Annotated in this window: 17 protein-coding genes and 1 pseudogene; 5 read left to right on the top strand and 13 right to left on the bottom strand. The window is 62.1% G+C overall.

Annotation, left to right across the window (positions count from 1 at the left end; all coding sequences use genetic code 11):
• Positions 1 to 77 precede the first annotated feature (77 nt).
• The 8 genes from rimO to AB4Z43_RS30905 all read right to left on the bottom strand — a co-directional run bounded on the left by rimO (position 78) and on the right by AB4Z43_RS30905 (position 7,554).
• Positions 78 to 1,391, bottom strand: a complete 1,314-nt coding sequence (gene rimO, locus AB4Z43_RS30940; RefSeq protein WP_019858079.1) for a 30S ribosomal protein S12 methylthiotransferase RimO — start codon at positions 1,389 to 1,391, stop codon at positions 78 to 80.
• A gap of 164 nt (positions 1,392 to 1,555) precedes the next feature.
• Positions 1,556 to 2,242, bottom strand: a complete 687-nt coding sequence (locus AB4Z43_RS30935) for a TerC family protein (RefSeq protein ID WP_019858078.1) — start codon at positions 2,240 to 2,242, stop codon at positions 1,556 to 1,558.
• A gap of 184 nt (positions 2,243 to 2,426) precedes the next feature.
• Positions 2,427 to 2,834 (bottom strand): DUF930 domain-containing protein, encoded by a 408-nt coding sequence (locus AB4Z43_RS30930; protein ID WP_019858077.1) that lies wholly within the window; start codon positions 2,832 to 2,834, stop codon positions 2,427 to 2,429.
• Positions 2,835 to 2,890: 56 nt separating this feature from the next.
• Positions 2,891 to 3,589, bottom strand: coding sequence for a DUF2161 domain-containing phosphodiesterase (locus tag AB4Z43_RS30925; RefSeq protein WP_064985446.1), 699 nt, complete (start codon positions 3,587 to 3,589; stop codon positions 2,891 to 2,893).
• A gap of 65 nt (positions 3,590 to 3,654) precedes the next feature.
• Positions 3,655 to 4,461 (bottom strand): alpha/beta fold hydrolase, encoded by an 807-nt coding sequence (locus tag AB4Z43_RS30920; RefSeq protein ID WP_441940548.1) that lies wholly within the window; start codon positions 4,459 to 4,461, stop codon positions 3,655 to 3,657.
• 143 nt (positions 4,462 to 4,604) lie between these two features.
• Positions 4,605 to 5,402 carry a sterol desaturase family protein gene (locus tag AB4Z43_RS30915; RefSeq protein WP_069092148.1) on the bottom strand — a complete coding sequence of 266 codons (798 nt, stop codon included), beginning with the start codon at positions 5,400 to 5,402 and terminating at the stop codon, positions 4,605 to 4,607.
• 412 nt (positions 5,403 to 5,814) lie between these two features.
• Entirely contained in the window at positions 5,815 to 6,345 is a 531-nt protein-coding gene (locus AB4Z43_RS30910) for a hypothetical protein (protein WP_069092147.1), read from the bottom strand.
• A gap of 339 nt (positions 6,346 to 6,684) precedes the next feature.
• Complete coding sequence (locus AB4Z43_RS30905; RefSeq protein WP_441940545.1) at positions 6,685 to 7,554, bottom strand: LysR family transcriptional regulator; 870 nt, start codon at positions 7,552 to 7,554, stop codon at positions 6,685 to 6,687.
• Between the two features lie 434 nt (positions 7,555 to 7,988).
• Between AB4Z43_RS30905 and AB4Z43_RS30900 the strand changes: the two genes are divergently transcribed.
• Together AB4Z43_RS30900 and AB4Z43_RS30895 are read left to right on the top strand one after the other, a co-directional pair.
• Positions 7,989 to 9,083, top strand: coding sequence for an MFS transporter (locus tag AB4Z43_RS30900; RefSeq protein ID WP_441940543.1), 1,095 nt, complete (start codon positions 7,989 to 7,991; stop codon positions 9,081 to 9,083).
• A gap of 46 nt (positions 9,084 to 9,129) precedes the next feature.
• The gene (locus AB4Z43_RS30895; RefSeq protein ID WP_084791765.1) at positions 9,130 to 9,336 is read left to right on the top strand and encodes a hypothetical protein; all 207 of its coding nucleotides are present in this window, start codon (positions 9,130 to 9,132) and stop codon (positions 9,334 to 9,336) included.
• Positions 9,337 to 9,347: 11 nt separating this feature from the next.
• Here AB4Z43_RS30895 and AB4Z43_RS30890 read toward each other — a convergent pair whose 3' ends face one another.
• The 3 genes and pseudogenes from AB4Z43_RS30890 to AB4Z43_RS30880 form a co-directional block, all read right to left on the bottom strand.
• Positions 9,348 to 9,860, bottom strand: a complete 513-nt coding sequence (locus AB4Z43_RS30890; RefSeq protein ID WP_038646745.1) for a hypothetical protein — start codon at positions 9,858 to 9,860, stop codon at positions 9,348 to 9,350.
• A pseudogene (locus AB4Z43_RS30885) lies at positions 9,857 to 9,997 on the bottom strand (sunset domain-containing protein); the annotation flags it as partial. The pseudogene AB4Z43_RS30885 and the gene AB4Z43_RS30890, both read right to left, overlap by 4 nt.
• Before the next feature lie 326 nt (positions 9,998 to 10,323).
• Positions 10,324 to 10,617, bottom strand: coding sequence for a helix-turn-helix domain-containing protein (locus tag AB4Z43_RS30880; RefSeq protein WP_064985437.1), 294 nt, complete (start codon positions 10,615 to 10,617; stop codon positions 10,324 to 10,326).
• Between the two features lie 48 nt (positions 10,618 to 10,665).
• On the opposite strand from AB4Z43_RS30880, the gene AB4Z43_RS30875 reads away from it, so the two are divergent.
• On the top strand, positions 10,666 to 10,908 hold the full coding sequence (locus AB4Z43_RS30875; protein ID WP_441940540.1) for a DUF3102 domain-containing protein: 243 nt from the start codon (positions 10,666 to 10,668) through the stop codon (positions 10,906 to 10,908).
• 15 nt (positions 10,909 to 10,923) lie between these two features.
• Here the strand turns inward: AB4Z43_RS30875 and AB4Z43_RS30870 are convergent, their stop codons facing one another.
• On the bottom strand, positions 10,924 to 11,172 hold the full coding sequence (locus tag AB4Z43_RS30870) for a hypothetical protein (protein ID WP_441940538.1): 249 nt from the start codon (positions 11,170 to 11,172) through the stop codon (positions 10,924 to 10,926).
• A gap of 185 nt (positions 11,173 to 11,357) precedes the next feature.
• Between AB4Z43_RS30870 and AB4Z43_RS30865 the strand changes: the two genes are divergently transcribed.
• Positions 11,358 to 11,867, top strand: coding sequence for a hypothetical protein (locus AB4Z43_RS30865; protein ID WP_441940536.1), 510 nt, complete (start codon positions 11,358 to 11,360; stop codon positions 11,865 to 11,867).
• Positions 11,868 to 11,943: 76 nt separating this feature from the next.
• Here the strand turns inward: AB4Z43_RS30865 and AB4Z43_RS30860 are convergent, their stop codons facing one another.
• Entirely contained in the window at positions 11,944 to 12,180 is a 237-nt protein-coding gene (locus tag AB4Z43_RS30860) for a hypothetical protein (RefSeq protein WP_441940535.1), read from the bottom strand.
• Between the two features lie 71 nt (positions 12,181 to 12,251).
• On the opposite strand from AB4Z43_RS30860, the gene AB4Z43_RS30855 reads away from it, so the two are divergent.
• A partial coding sequence (locus tag AB4Z43_RS30855; protein WP_441940533.1) for an ATP-dependent DNA ligase occupies positions 12,252 to 12,739 on the top strand: 488 nt, incomplete at its 3' end.

Raw genomic sequence — 12,739 nt, 5'->3', positions numbered from 1 at the left:
CGACGGACGATCGATCGGATATGGAGAGGGCGCCGCGAGGCGCCCTTTTCATTTGTCGGGAGAAAGCGACGGAAAGCTCAGACGGCCGAACCGTAGAGGTCGTAGGCGTCGGCGCGCTCGATCTTGACGGTGACGATGTCACCGGCACGCATCGGGCGGCGCGACTGGATGTGGACCGAGCCGTCGATCTCGGGCGCGTCGTATTTGGTGCGGCCTTTCGCCGATGTGCCATTCGCTTCGTCGATCAGCACCGGCAGGCGCTTGCCGACCTTTTTTGCCAGCTGCGTCGCCGAAATCTTCTGCTGGCGCTGCATGAAGCGGTGCCAGCGCGCCTCCTTGACGTCCTGCGGCACCTGCTCGAGGCCGAGGTCGTTGGAGCGGGCGCCCTTGACCGGTTCGTATTTGAAGCAGCCGGCACGGTCGATCTTGGCCTCGTCCAGCCAGTCGAGCAGCATCTCGAAATCCTCGTCCGTCTCGCCGGGGAAGCCGACGATGAAGGTCGAGCGGATGGCAAGATCCGGGCACACGTCACGCCAGCCGCGGATGCGCTCCAGCGTCTTTTCGCCATGTGCCGGCCGGCGCATGTTTTTCAGCACTTGCGGCGAGGCATGCTGGAACGGGATATCCAGATAGGGAAGGATTTTTCCTTCGGCCATCAGCGGGATGACGTCGGCGACATGCGGGTAGGGGTAGACATAGTGCATGCGCACCCAGATGCCGAGCTTGCCCAATTCCTCCGAGAGGTCGAGGAATTTCGCGCGCACTTCACGGTCGCCGAACATCGACGTCTGATACTTGATGTCGATGCCGTAGGCGCTGGTGTCCTGCGAGATTACGAGGAGTTCCTTGACGCCGGCCTTGGCCAGCTTTTCGGCTTCGCGCAGCACATCGGCCGCCGGGCGCGAAACGAGATCGCCACGCAGTGCGGGGATGATGCAGAAGGTGCAGCGGTTGTTGCAGCCTTCCGAAATCTTCAGGTAGGCATAGTGGCGCGGCGTCAGCTTGACGCCCTGTGGCGGCAGCAGGTCGATATAGGGATCGTGCGAGGGTGGGGCTGCCTCATGCACGGCTGCCATGACGCTCTCATAGGCCTGCGGCCCGGTGATCGCCAGCACATTGGGATGCTTTTCGCGGATCACCTCCGGCTCGGCGCCGAGGCAGCCGGTGACGATGACCCTGCCGTTTTCCGAAAGCGCGGAGCCGATGGCGTTGAGCGACTCATCGCGGGCGGAATCGAGGAAACCGCAGGTGTTGACCACGACGAGATCGGCGCCGTCATGTTTGCGGGCGATCTCATAGCCTTCGGCGCGCAGGCGCGTGATGATGCGCTCGGAATCCACGAGCGCCTTCGGGCATCCAAGGCTGACGAAACTGACGCGAGGGGCGGACATAGGCAAGTTTCCAATGGGGGCACGGGCCGAAACGCTGGTCCGGCCTCAAATCGCTGTAAATGTCGGTCTGTGGCGCATGGCAGGAGCCAATACGCGCGGCGCAATAGCATGGGTTGCGCAATCAAGCAAACCGGCCGACAGGCTGGTCCGCGCCATCGGGTGGCTCAGTGGCCTCCGGATCCGAACCAAGGCGCGAGGAAAGCGAAGTGCTCGGGGAATTGCTGCACGGCCCCGTCAAGCAGCATCTTGACCGCGACATAGAGGATGATTGCCAGACCGATATAGGCAATCCAACGGTATTTGTGCAGCAGGCGCGCGACGAACGACGCGGCAAAGCCCATCAAGGCGATGGACAGGGCCAGTCCGATGATCAGCACCGTCGGATGGTTCATGGCAGCACCTGCCACGGCCAGGACATTGTCGAGCGACATCGACACGTCGGCAATGACGATCTGCCAGGCGGCCTGCGAGAAGGTCTTGCCGGATACCTTGCCGCCGATGACGCCGTCCTTGTCGAAATCGCCATTCGACAGCGCTTCGGTCGCGTCGCGCTCCTCATCGTGGCTGACGCGCAATTCGCGCCACATCTTCCAGCAGACCCACAGCAGAAGCAGGCCGCCGGCGATCAACAGCATCGGGCCGATCGTCAGCAGCCATTGCGTGATCAGGGCGAAGAAAATGCGAAGCACGGTGGCCGCCGCGATGCCGACCAAAATGGCGCGCTTGCGTTGGGCGGCCGGCAAGCCGGCCGCGGCGAGGCCGATGACGATGGCGTTGTCGCCCGCGAGCGCAAGGTCGATGGCAATGACCTGAAGAAGAGCCGAAACGCCTGCGGCGGTAAATATTTCCATCGACCAGGAAGCCCTTCGCCGAGTGTTCGTTGTCGATTGTCCAGACGGGCCTAAAGGCATGGTCCGCTGGCGTCAAGACGCAGGGACAGACAACACTGGAAAACCACTTTCGTGGCAGGGGTATTACAGGGGATTTTCAGCCGCTGCCGGCACGTGAGCCGAAGCCTACGCAAGCCGCGAAAAACTAATCGTAGAGATTGTATTTCACCCAGTCGGCTTCCGGAATTTCGTCGCCGATCCGGTAGCGCAGCTGCAGGACTTCCATATGGTCGGGGCCGGTCTGGCATTTGAACTTCAGCCGGTACCACTGTCCCTTGCTGCGGAACGCCGCACCCGGACTCCTGATCGCATCGGCGCTCATCTCGGGCGTCGCGAAGGCGTAGGCGACGACCCGGTCGGCCTTGAACTTGCGGTCATCGTGGGTGATCCGGTCCAGGACTTCAGCATCGCAGCGCTGTTCGAGGCGTGTTTGCGGATCAAGTTTCATCAGCCCGGCACGCAATGCATTGTCCATAGCGCTGGCCGGGAAAGCCAGCGTCAGGGACGCAATGGCCATCATGCAGAGTGTCTTCATGGGCGGGACTAGCAGCATGTTTTGTCTGAAAAATCAACCAAGCGGGGCGCGCCATAGCTGGCAAGCCCCGGCATTCAGGCGGTCGACGCAATCAAAATCTCGTGTCGGACATCATCATGCGGTGTCTGCGGCCAACGGACCAGCGAGGCGCGGCCAGCATCGGTGAGATCGTAGAGGCCGCGGTCGACGCGGGCGAACCAGCCATAGACATTGTGCTGCAGGATTTTCGGCGCGATCGGCGTCAAGGCCTTCAGATCGCGCGGTCGTTTGGGTCCGTCCGCCATCGCGGCTGCACAGGTGAGGGCACTTTGGCGGTAGGCGGTCATGATCGGATTGCGCGATCCTCCACCGGCGACAGGATCACCGCGGCGACGCTGGTGCTCGTCGACAAGGCGGGATCGCCGCCGCGCATTCCTGCGCGGCTCCGGCGCGGCGGGACTGACAAGCACCTCGACCTTGTCGTTGGCTGTCACGCCAAGCACACCGAAGCCAAGCCGGCGGCAGAGATTGCGGAACCGGGCGTCGCTTTCGCGTCCCTTGCCGCGCGCCGACATGCGCGCCGCCAGCCAGACTTCGTCGCAAGCGGCCGCGCGGTCGACGCCCTGCAGCACCAATTCCAGATTGAATTGCAGTTTCAATTCGCAGATGACGACCACCGGCGGTTCGCCCTCGCGCAGCGCGACGATGTCGCAACCGCCGATCTCGCCCTTCACGACAAAGTCGAGACTTTCGAGGAACCGCTTCACCGGCGCATAAAGTGAGGTCTCGTTCATGCTTCAAGGCTTAGCCGATTCGACGCGAAAAAGCCTTCCGGCTCCTGGGGGCGCGCACCCGACGTTCAAGAATGAATGTTTTCGAGGAAGGCCAGCAGCACGCTGTTGAACTGCCCGGGCCGTTGCAGCGGCGCGAAATGGCTGACACCGGGCAGGATGATCAATTCCGATGCCGGGATGCTGCGGGCGAGACAGCTCGCGTGCTCGTGTCTGATGAACTCGTCATGCTCGCTGTGAACGATCGCCACGGGCACGCGCGTCCGCGCCAGGTCGGCGGCGGTATAGTTGGGTTCGGTCTTCATCATCAGGCCGACGGCTTTAACGAATGCGTCGAACCGGTCCGGCGTCGCCGACAATTCGGCATAGTCCTTGGCGTGCCGGGCAAAACAGCGATCGATGACCGGACTGGGCTCGAATTCCCTAGTGCCGCTCGGATCCATGTTGCAGCCGAAGAAGAACACGCCGGTGACGCGGTCGGCGGCCTTCATGCCAAGGATCAGGGCGACGCAGGCGCCATCGCTCCAACCCACCATAGCCGCCTTTTTTAAGTGTAGCGTGTCCATCACCGCCAGGACATCGGAAGCCATCAGTTCATATTTGTACGGCCGTTCGTCGCGGCTGCTGCGCCCGTGGCCGCGACTGTCGATCACCACGACCTGGTAGCCGGCCTTGACCAGCGCGGGGACCTGAAATCCCCAATTGCCGCTGTGACCGAGGCCGCCATGCAGCAGGATCACCGGAAGGCCGGCGCCAAACGTGGCGTACCAGATTTCTGCGCCCTCATGTGCCACCCGGCCTTCGTCCCTTGCGGCCGGCAGGGGCGTCACGCCATGCGCTTCGAATTTCCTGAGATCGTCGTCGTGATGGTCCATGCCGGGAAAGCCTCGAGGCGAATGCGCAGGACCCACAATTATTGCCGGTATCAGCTGAAACCAACCCTCGACGGAACGTCTGCTGCCACCTGGCGACACCGCCAGTTTCGAGCGGCACAAGTCCTGCGTGTCGGTGTCAGCCGTCAGGCTTCGGTGCTCGGCACCGGTCGGTTCGATCGCTTCTCGCCCGGCAGGAGCGGATAGCTGACCTGCCCGAGATAGCTGGAGGGGATCGGATCATCGACGCCGTATTTTTCCGGCACCTTGTTGCCGGTGGCATTGTAGGTGCCGAACACCATGTCGAGGACAGGCAATTGCCCGGCGAAGTTCTTGTCATAGGCCTCGCGCTGGTTGGCATGGTGCCAGCGATGGAACTGCGGGCTGGCGATCAACCACTTCAAGGGGCCGAACGGTATCCGCACATTCGAATGAACGAGCAGCGTGTGCCAGAAGTAGATGACCGAAAAGATGGCGATCGAGGCTTCGGAGAAGCCGAGGAAAAAGATCGGCGTCAGCGACAATGCCTTTGTCAGGATGGCGTCGACCGGGTGGGAGTGGAATGCGCCGAGCCAGTCCAGTTCCTCGATGCCGTGGTGCACCGCATGGAATTTCCAAAGCGCCGGGATTGTGTGGAATGCCCGGTGTGCCCAGTAGACGCCGATATCCGTGATCAGGATGATTTCGGGAACCTGCAGCCAGACGGGCTGGCCGCCGACGGCCTGCGTGATCGATTGCGGAACGAGGATCGCAGCGGCTTCGAGTGTGTTGGCCGCGATCAGAACGATGACCGTTTTTACGATAAGCCCATTGAACAGCACATAGATCAGATCGACACCCAGGCCCTTGCGCAGTGCCTTCTGGGGCCGCTCGGCAAACAGATGTTCGAACGGAATGAAGATCAGTGCGCAAATCAACAGCCCCTTGATGCCAAATATGTCCATTCGCCCGCCTCTATTGCCGTCTTTAGCCAGAACGCTCGCGCCTCGGCTTCCGGGAGAGAACCACATTTCTCCTTTCCAAAGGCTTGATGCCGGTGTCCGAGCCATAGGCATGGCCGAGCCATGGGATCGGAGCGAGAGTGTCACATCGGTGTCGTAACCGGGCGATATGTGGACAAGGCGCGGTCGACGAACGCAGCGCGTGCCGCGCGTCCTCCCAGGACTAACCCCTCCGGTTCCCTGCCGGCGGGGTTTTCTATTTCCATCTTGGCAGTCGCGAATTGTCCTTGTTGTCGTGTGGCCTACGGTCAGCACAGGACACCCCGCCATGGACGTCATGGCCGAGAGCTTGACCAACCAGACTTCCGTCCTTGAGGTGACCTGCCGCGGTAAAGGCGGCGGCTTCCGATCTGGACTATTTCACTGGAATCATCAGGTGCGCATAGGGCGTGTCGGGAAACATGACATATGGCTGTGTCTGATCCGGCTCGTGGGGATACAACGCCATTATGGTCGGGGCGTTCATGACCATTACGTGGGGGCCATCGTGTACCCATTTGCCGTCTGCAGGCGGCCTAGGGGCATAGGGATCGGCATTGCTCGCCGCATCGCCCCCCTTCAGCATGTAGGCGAAAGCGACCTTGCCTTCGGGCGGCGCGCTCTTGGACATGATCGCGTGCATCCACGCCATCCCGTTCTCATCTGTGCACATGGGATCGTCTGTGGGAGTGCCGGGGTCGTCAGGGATGCAAGTGAAGCCATTCGTGCCCTTTCTGAGCGTCTTCATCTCCCAGTTCACGACAGCGGCATTCTTGCCGACTGCCTCAGGTGCTGCCGAAATCGCATTCTCAATCAGCTGCTCATCGGTTTTGTCGGCTGCCACGGCGGCAGATACCCAAGCGACGGCAATAGATGCCAAAAACACACGGCTTGAATGGATGCGCATTGCTTACTCCCCTCGCGAGCGTCAGGGTGATCTGCGCGTCACAACGGTCAGCTCCCGCTCTTTGGAGTTGGCTGCTGCCCCATGCCTAGTGCGCGCCAATGAAGACTCTACTCCTATTCATGCGCGAAACCTAATATGGTAACGCAAACGCATTTGCGGGTAAGCTGATGGAGGAGATATCCTTGAGCTATTCCGCCATCGCTGACCGTTGCGATCCGCTTGAACCAGCCGTCATCCTCGACATCTTTGTCCAAGGTATTGGCCGCGCCCGATGTGGCAATCGGCAAGGTTCGGCGGACATTGCGTGCCACGGTCCTTCAGCTCATTCACTTCCAATCATCACGCGGCCGGATCGAACGCCCCGACCAGTTCGCGGATCAGCGCCTGGATCCGCGCGGTCTTGTAGAGATCGGCGTGAGCGACGAGCCAGACGTCGAAATCGGCCGAGCGCTCGGGCATGATCCGCACCAGCTCCGGCTCGGCGTCGGCGCGGTAGCAGGGCAGTTCGGCAACACCGATGCCGGCTGCCGTCGCCTCGACAAGGGTGACGGATGATGATGTCCGGAACACCACCTTGCCGGCGCCGGCCGGCTCTCCGCAGAGGACCGAAGGCTTCGTCGGCACCACCGGCTGCTGGTATGCGACGAGATCGTGGCCCGCGAACCCATTGCCGAGGGCCGGCGTACCACGCGCGGCGAGATAAATACGGGAGGCATAGATTCCGGTTTTGAGCGTGGCGAGGCGGCGCACGATCAGATCGGGCGCGTCGGGCCGGATGGTGCGGATGGCGATGTCGGCCTCGCGCCGGGTCAGGCTGGCGACGTCCTGCGAGGTCAGGCAGACGACCTCGATGCCGGGATGTTCGGCGCGCATGCGGGCGATGGCCGGAATGACGAACCGCTTGCCGAGCGAGTCGGTCGTGGCTACCCGCACCGTGCCGATCAACCGCTCGTCGATGCCCATTACCCGTCGCTCCATCTGCGCGACGGACCGCTCGATCGCTTCGGCCGGTTCGACCAGCGCTTCGCCGGCCGGCGTCAGCACATAAAGGGACGGCGTGCGCAGGAACAGCCGCGCGCCGAGTTCGTCCTCCAGCGCCGCCAGCCGTCGGCCGACCGTCGCCTGATCGACGCGCATCCGCCGCGCGGCGGCGCGCAGCGTGCCCGCCCGCGCAATCTCCAGGAAGAAGCGTGCATTGTCCCAGTTCATCGTGACCCTCCCGGCGACGCGAAGTGGATGATGCAAGTTTGCATCAGAGAAAGGCAGATATACTGCTTTATCGCATCAAATGCTTCCCTAGATTGGAACCTGCAGGAGGTGTCCGATGGCAGGATGCGAAACACTGGAAGACAGCCGCGCTGGTTCAGCCGGTACCGACGACGCAATCTCGGCGAGGCGGCGCAGGTTCACCCTGTGGCTCGTGGCCGGAGGCATGTTCATGGCGGTGCTCGACGCCACGATCGTCAACGTCGCACTGCCGGCAATGCGCGCCGATCTCGATGCGACGGTCGGGGACCTCGCCTGGATCGTCGATGCCTACACGCTGAGCATGGCGGCACTCATCCTCGCCGGAGGCGTTCTCGCGGATCGCTGGGAAGCGCGTCTATCTCGCCGGGCTGGCCCTGTTCGTCCTCGCTTCCGCCTTGTGTGGCGCCGCCGGAGCGGTCGCGTGGCTTGTCGCGACCCGGCTGGCGCAGGGCGTCGGGGCCGCCTTGTTCCTGCCTGCTTCGCTGGCCGTCGTGCGGGAAACCTTCGACGATCCCGACGAACGAGCGCGCGCGATCGCGACATGGGCCGGCATCGCCTCGGTCGCGGCGGCGATCGGGCCCGTGCTCGGCGGGTTGCTGGTAGGCAGTCTTGGTTGGCGCAGCGTCTTCCTCGTCAACTTGCCGGCGGGCTTGCTGGCATTTGGCCTGACGATTTGGGTCGTGCGGCTCCGATCGACGCAGCCGACGAAGCGGTTCGACTGGGGCGGGCAACTCACCAGCATCGTCATGCTCGGCGCCTTCTGCTTCGCCGCGATCGAATTGCCGGAACGGGGAGGAGGGCCGTTTGCGATCCGGCTTGCGGCGGCCATCGCCGTCGGCGCCGCCCTAGGCTGGTTCCTGATCGAGCGCCGCACCCGCGATCCGATGGTCCCGCTCGTGTGGTTCCGAAACCCGACCTTTCTCGCGGCCAACCTTGTCGGTTGCCTCGTCTATGTCGGCTATTTCGGCATGCTGTTCATCCTGAGCCTTTATCTGCACGGCGACTACGGGCTCGACGCCAGGCGAACCGGGCTTGCACTGCTGCCCGTCGCGGCGAGCCTGTCGGTCGGCAATGTGATCGCGGGCAGGCTCCAGGCGAAAGTGTCGCCACAGCGCCTCATCGCGGGCAGCTTGATCTGTGCGGCCCTTTCCGCGCCCCTGGCGGCCGGGCTGCTGGTCGGCCATGCGTCCTGGCCGGCTATCGTGGGGACGCTTGCCATCTTCGGTGCGGGCACGTCCACGTCCGTGCCCCCGGTGATAGCCACCGTGCTCGAGCAGGTTCCCGAGGCCGCGTCGGGCGTGGCTTCCGGTCTCTTGAACGCGCTGCGCCAGACCGGGAGCCTGCTCGGCGTCGCCGCCGCGAGCGCCGCCTCGACGCTAACGCCAAACCTGCCCGCGGCTCTATGGATTGTCGCGGTGATGGCTGCAGTTGTCTACGCTTTCGCCGCAGGATCGGCGATCGGCTGGATCCGCGCGCCCGCAAGGCCGTGACCGGCCCGGGCTCATGCTGGCGGGCTTAGCTTTAAACCACTCCAGGGTGAAGTATTTGGCCGATATCGATAGTTGGCCGCTGCGGCTCGTCGTGAACGGCGCCTTTCAACAGAAGTCCCGCGCCGGCCAAGATAGCGAGGACGGCAGAGGCGGCCAGCGCAATGGCAACCCGAGGGCTCCTTGGCGGCGCTTTCACAGCCTGAATCAGGTGTTCGAACGTGGCTTCCATCAGCAGATGCTAGACAGCCACTAGCCAACAAGCCGTTAACGCCCATTTACCGGCGCGGGCGTAGGTACGACGGCGGCCATCATCTCGAGACCGCGAGCGGCGCGAATAGGGTCAAACAGCGCGAGCAGCAAAGAGCCTATCGCGATCGCCAGTAGGAAATAGGCTAGCACCTCTAACGGCCTGTGCGTCCAGTGCATTGGAAGGGGCGGCGGAACCGTCCAGGAGGGCGGCGCTGAAAGCTTCGGAATTCGACGCTCTGCCTTCCTGGCTCGTTTCATATCAAGTCGCTGCTGAGCGAATTGCTGCCGGGTCTGTTTCGATGACGAAAGGGAATTGGCCCGCAGCCAGGCTTTGAATTTGCCGGCGTGGACCTGCACTCTGATGGCGGGAAAGCCTTGGCGGCGTTGCTCAACTTCAGACGCTTTAAAACTTTCCCACCACTCCTCCCAGGTCGGCGGCAGATCACCGACTTCCGAAAGCTTGAGGATGAGTGCGTAATCATGAGGAGTGTAGACCGGGGCGGCCGGCCATTGACTGGTATCCGTCATCGCCGAGCCTTGCGCCAGCCGGCCGCGCGCGCCTCGTCCTCGGTGCAAAACCACCGCTTGCCATACTGGGGGCTTATCCGCGTTTCCCAGTAATGTTCTTGGCCGGGCACGTGGTAAATGCGCTCCCCATTGGTCAGCCTGCTCACGAACTATTTGATGCTGGACTTTGCCACGTCCAATTTCCCCCCAACTGGAGAATGCTTCCAATCGACGTGTGAGTCCATACATCAGACGCCGCTAAACTGTTGTCGGTGCCAATTGTGCTGCATTGACAGAAAACTCGCCGGGCGAGGAACCCCAATACCTCAAGCCCGGCGAAGTTTACTTCCTGATCCCCGATCAGGACCGGTGGGAGGAGCACCGGCAATCTCTGCAATGCAAAACGGGTGCCAACATTTTTCGTCCCGAAACGAGACAGTCCAAAGCTAGCCATTGGTGGGCGGCCAGGCTGCTCTAGTTGCCACTACGCCTTTCTCTGCCGGCCGCGCCACATTCTATTGTCGGTGACGAGACCGCTGTCACCTTCAGGGCGGGCTAGCGATGAAGAGCCTTCCGAGGTGAAGACAATTCCGGCGTCCTCAAATGCTTTGCGAATGGCCGTGATGTTGTGGGGACGGGGTTTCCTAGTGCCGTTCTCAAGAACGGCGATCGTCATCTCGCTAAGATTGGCTTTTGCGGCGAGGCGCACTCGCGACCAGTTCAGTAGGGCTCGCGCTGCCCTTGCTTGATCTGCTGTGAGGAGGTGTCGGCTGTCCATAGGCACGGAACATTCAACACGGCTAAAATGTTCCCCTGACTCGCCCTTATGTCGCCGAGCAATGTCGTGCCGCTGGGCGACCCGGCGCCGGCCGACACTCGGGCAATTCCGCGCTGCCACCTATCCGTCGACCAGAAGCTCGCCGTCGGCCGCTGGCTGCTCAAGGTCAAGGCACAGTTGCCGCATGGCCATTTCGGGCCGTGGGTAGAGAAGCAGCCGCGCTTGAGCCGCGGCATGGCCCTACGGTGCATGGCGCTGGCACGGGCCTATCAGACGCAGCAGGCCGCATAAGGCCGTCAAGGCCAGTCAGTTTTTGTTCGGGTCGATGGCAGAGTGCAATTTGGCACGGATAGCCTCAAGCTCGGCCTGTCTCTTCTTGCGTTTAGCGTCCCTTGCCTTTTGTTCGGGAGTGGCGGTTCCGGCTGCTATTGCTGCTTCGTCGGCGGCTTGTCGGAGTTGCTTCTTGAAGCCCTTCCCCTTGGCCATGGCCGGCTGCGCGAAGGCCATGGCGCTTAAGATCAAGACGGTCAGAGTCGTCAATAATGCCTTTCTCATACGCACCTCCTCCATCGCCCACATTGTATCGCAGGGTGGGGTCGGCGCGACTGCTATTGGGCGCACAGGCAAGCGCATGAGCGAGCCGGACGTTTCGGCGGCGTAAGGAGAGCGGGCAGAGGGAAACGCGCGCTGGCGTGGCGCGGCTAGTCGGTCTAAGTTCGGTCTTTTGGGGGAGCCGGGCAATGAAACGGGCCATTGCTTTCTGCCTGTTGATCGTCACCTGCTTCGCGGGAACTGCCAAGGCTACCGTCATTCTCGAGAACTGGACACCTGAACTTGAAGGGCTTGTCAGGGGCATCACGGGCCAGATCGAGGAAATGCCGTTCATCAGAGCATGGGCTTACGCGGAAGCGATTGACCGATATTGCTTCCCTGCAAAGTCGTACGCCAATGTTGTCGGCGTCACGTTGAAGGAGACCGCTCGCCATCAGGATAGTTTTAGCCCGGGAATGCTAGCAAGCGCTGAACGTGATGCGGCAGATCATCTGCGAGGCGAGTATCTGGCTTGCGCCCCCGCGATGAAGTTCGTTGAGGAAACGGTCGCTCGAATGCCCGAGCTTGTTGAGAAGCTCAACGTACTGCAGATGCAAATCAACGACGTCAAGGCCAAGATCGCTACGGCTTGCGCAATAAGAGCTCGGGAAGGATCCCCACCCCTTAAGATATGCATCGGCGGCTACTTGCCCGATTGATGCGGCCCGCAGCAAGCCGCGCTTACGCTTAGAGCGGCGGCCAGCCGAAACGCGCGCTGGTGGGCTTCCTGGCCTGCTATTTGATGCTGGAGGCAGGCGGTTTCATCATCACGCGCAACTGCATCTTTTCGATAGTCGCGACGATGGCAGCCGCAAGCGCTTCCGCCTCATGAATTAACTCCGGCCCATAGAGGCCGTTCACCGCTTCCTCGCTCGGCAGCACGCCGGCGGGCAGTGTTCCTCGATCGTGCGCCGGATAAGCGTCAGGGCTGCCCGGCATTCGTCGGCTTCGATCTTCATCACGTTCAAACATGCAATTCGTCTAAAATGTTCCGGAACTATTTTAGCGCAGGCTAATTGAATAGCGGTTTGTGAGTCCTGTGCATGCGTTTGAGGTTCATCGCTCCCTTGATGCTGGCCCTTGTCGAGCAGCCTCCAGAAGGCGACGGCTGGATTCACGAGGTGAAGTTCGACGGCTACCGCTCGCAACTGATCATCGATGAGGACGGCACCAGGATCTACACGCGTAACGGTCACGACTGGACGGCCAAATATCGCGACCTGGTGAAAGAGGCGGCGAACATCGGCGCCGACAATGCGATCGTTGACGGTGAGATCATCGTTTTGAACGAGGCCGGCCTGTCCGACTTCGGCGAGCTGCGAAAGGCGATCACCAGGCGGCAACACGACCTGTATTTCGTGGCCTTCGACCTTCTGCACCTTAACGGCCACGACCTTCGCGAAATGGCGCTGGAGGAGCGCCGCGAGATCCTGGCCAGCATGATCGAGCCCGGCGGGCGTATTCAGTTCAGCGAGCCATTGCCGGGCGAAGCGAAGGCCATCTTCCATCTGCTCGACCAGGCTGGGCTTGA

Origin of the sequence: Mesorhizobium sp. 2RAF45 (assembly GCF_052115225.1) — a bacterium.
In the GTDB taxonomy this organism is placed as follows: domain Bacteria; phylum Pseudomonadota; class Alphaproteobacteria; order Rhizobiales; family Rhizobiaceae; genus Mesorhizobium; species Mesorhizobium jarvisii.
This window is presented reverse-complemented; position numbering and strand designations above follow the sequence as displayed.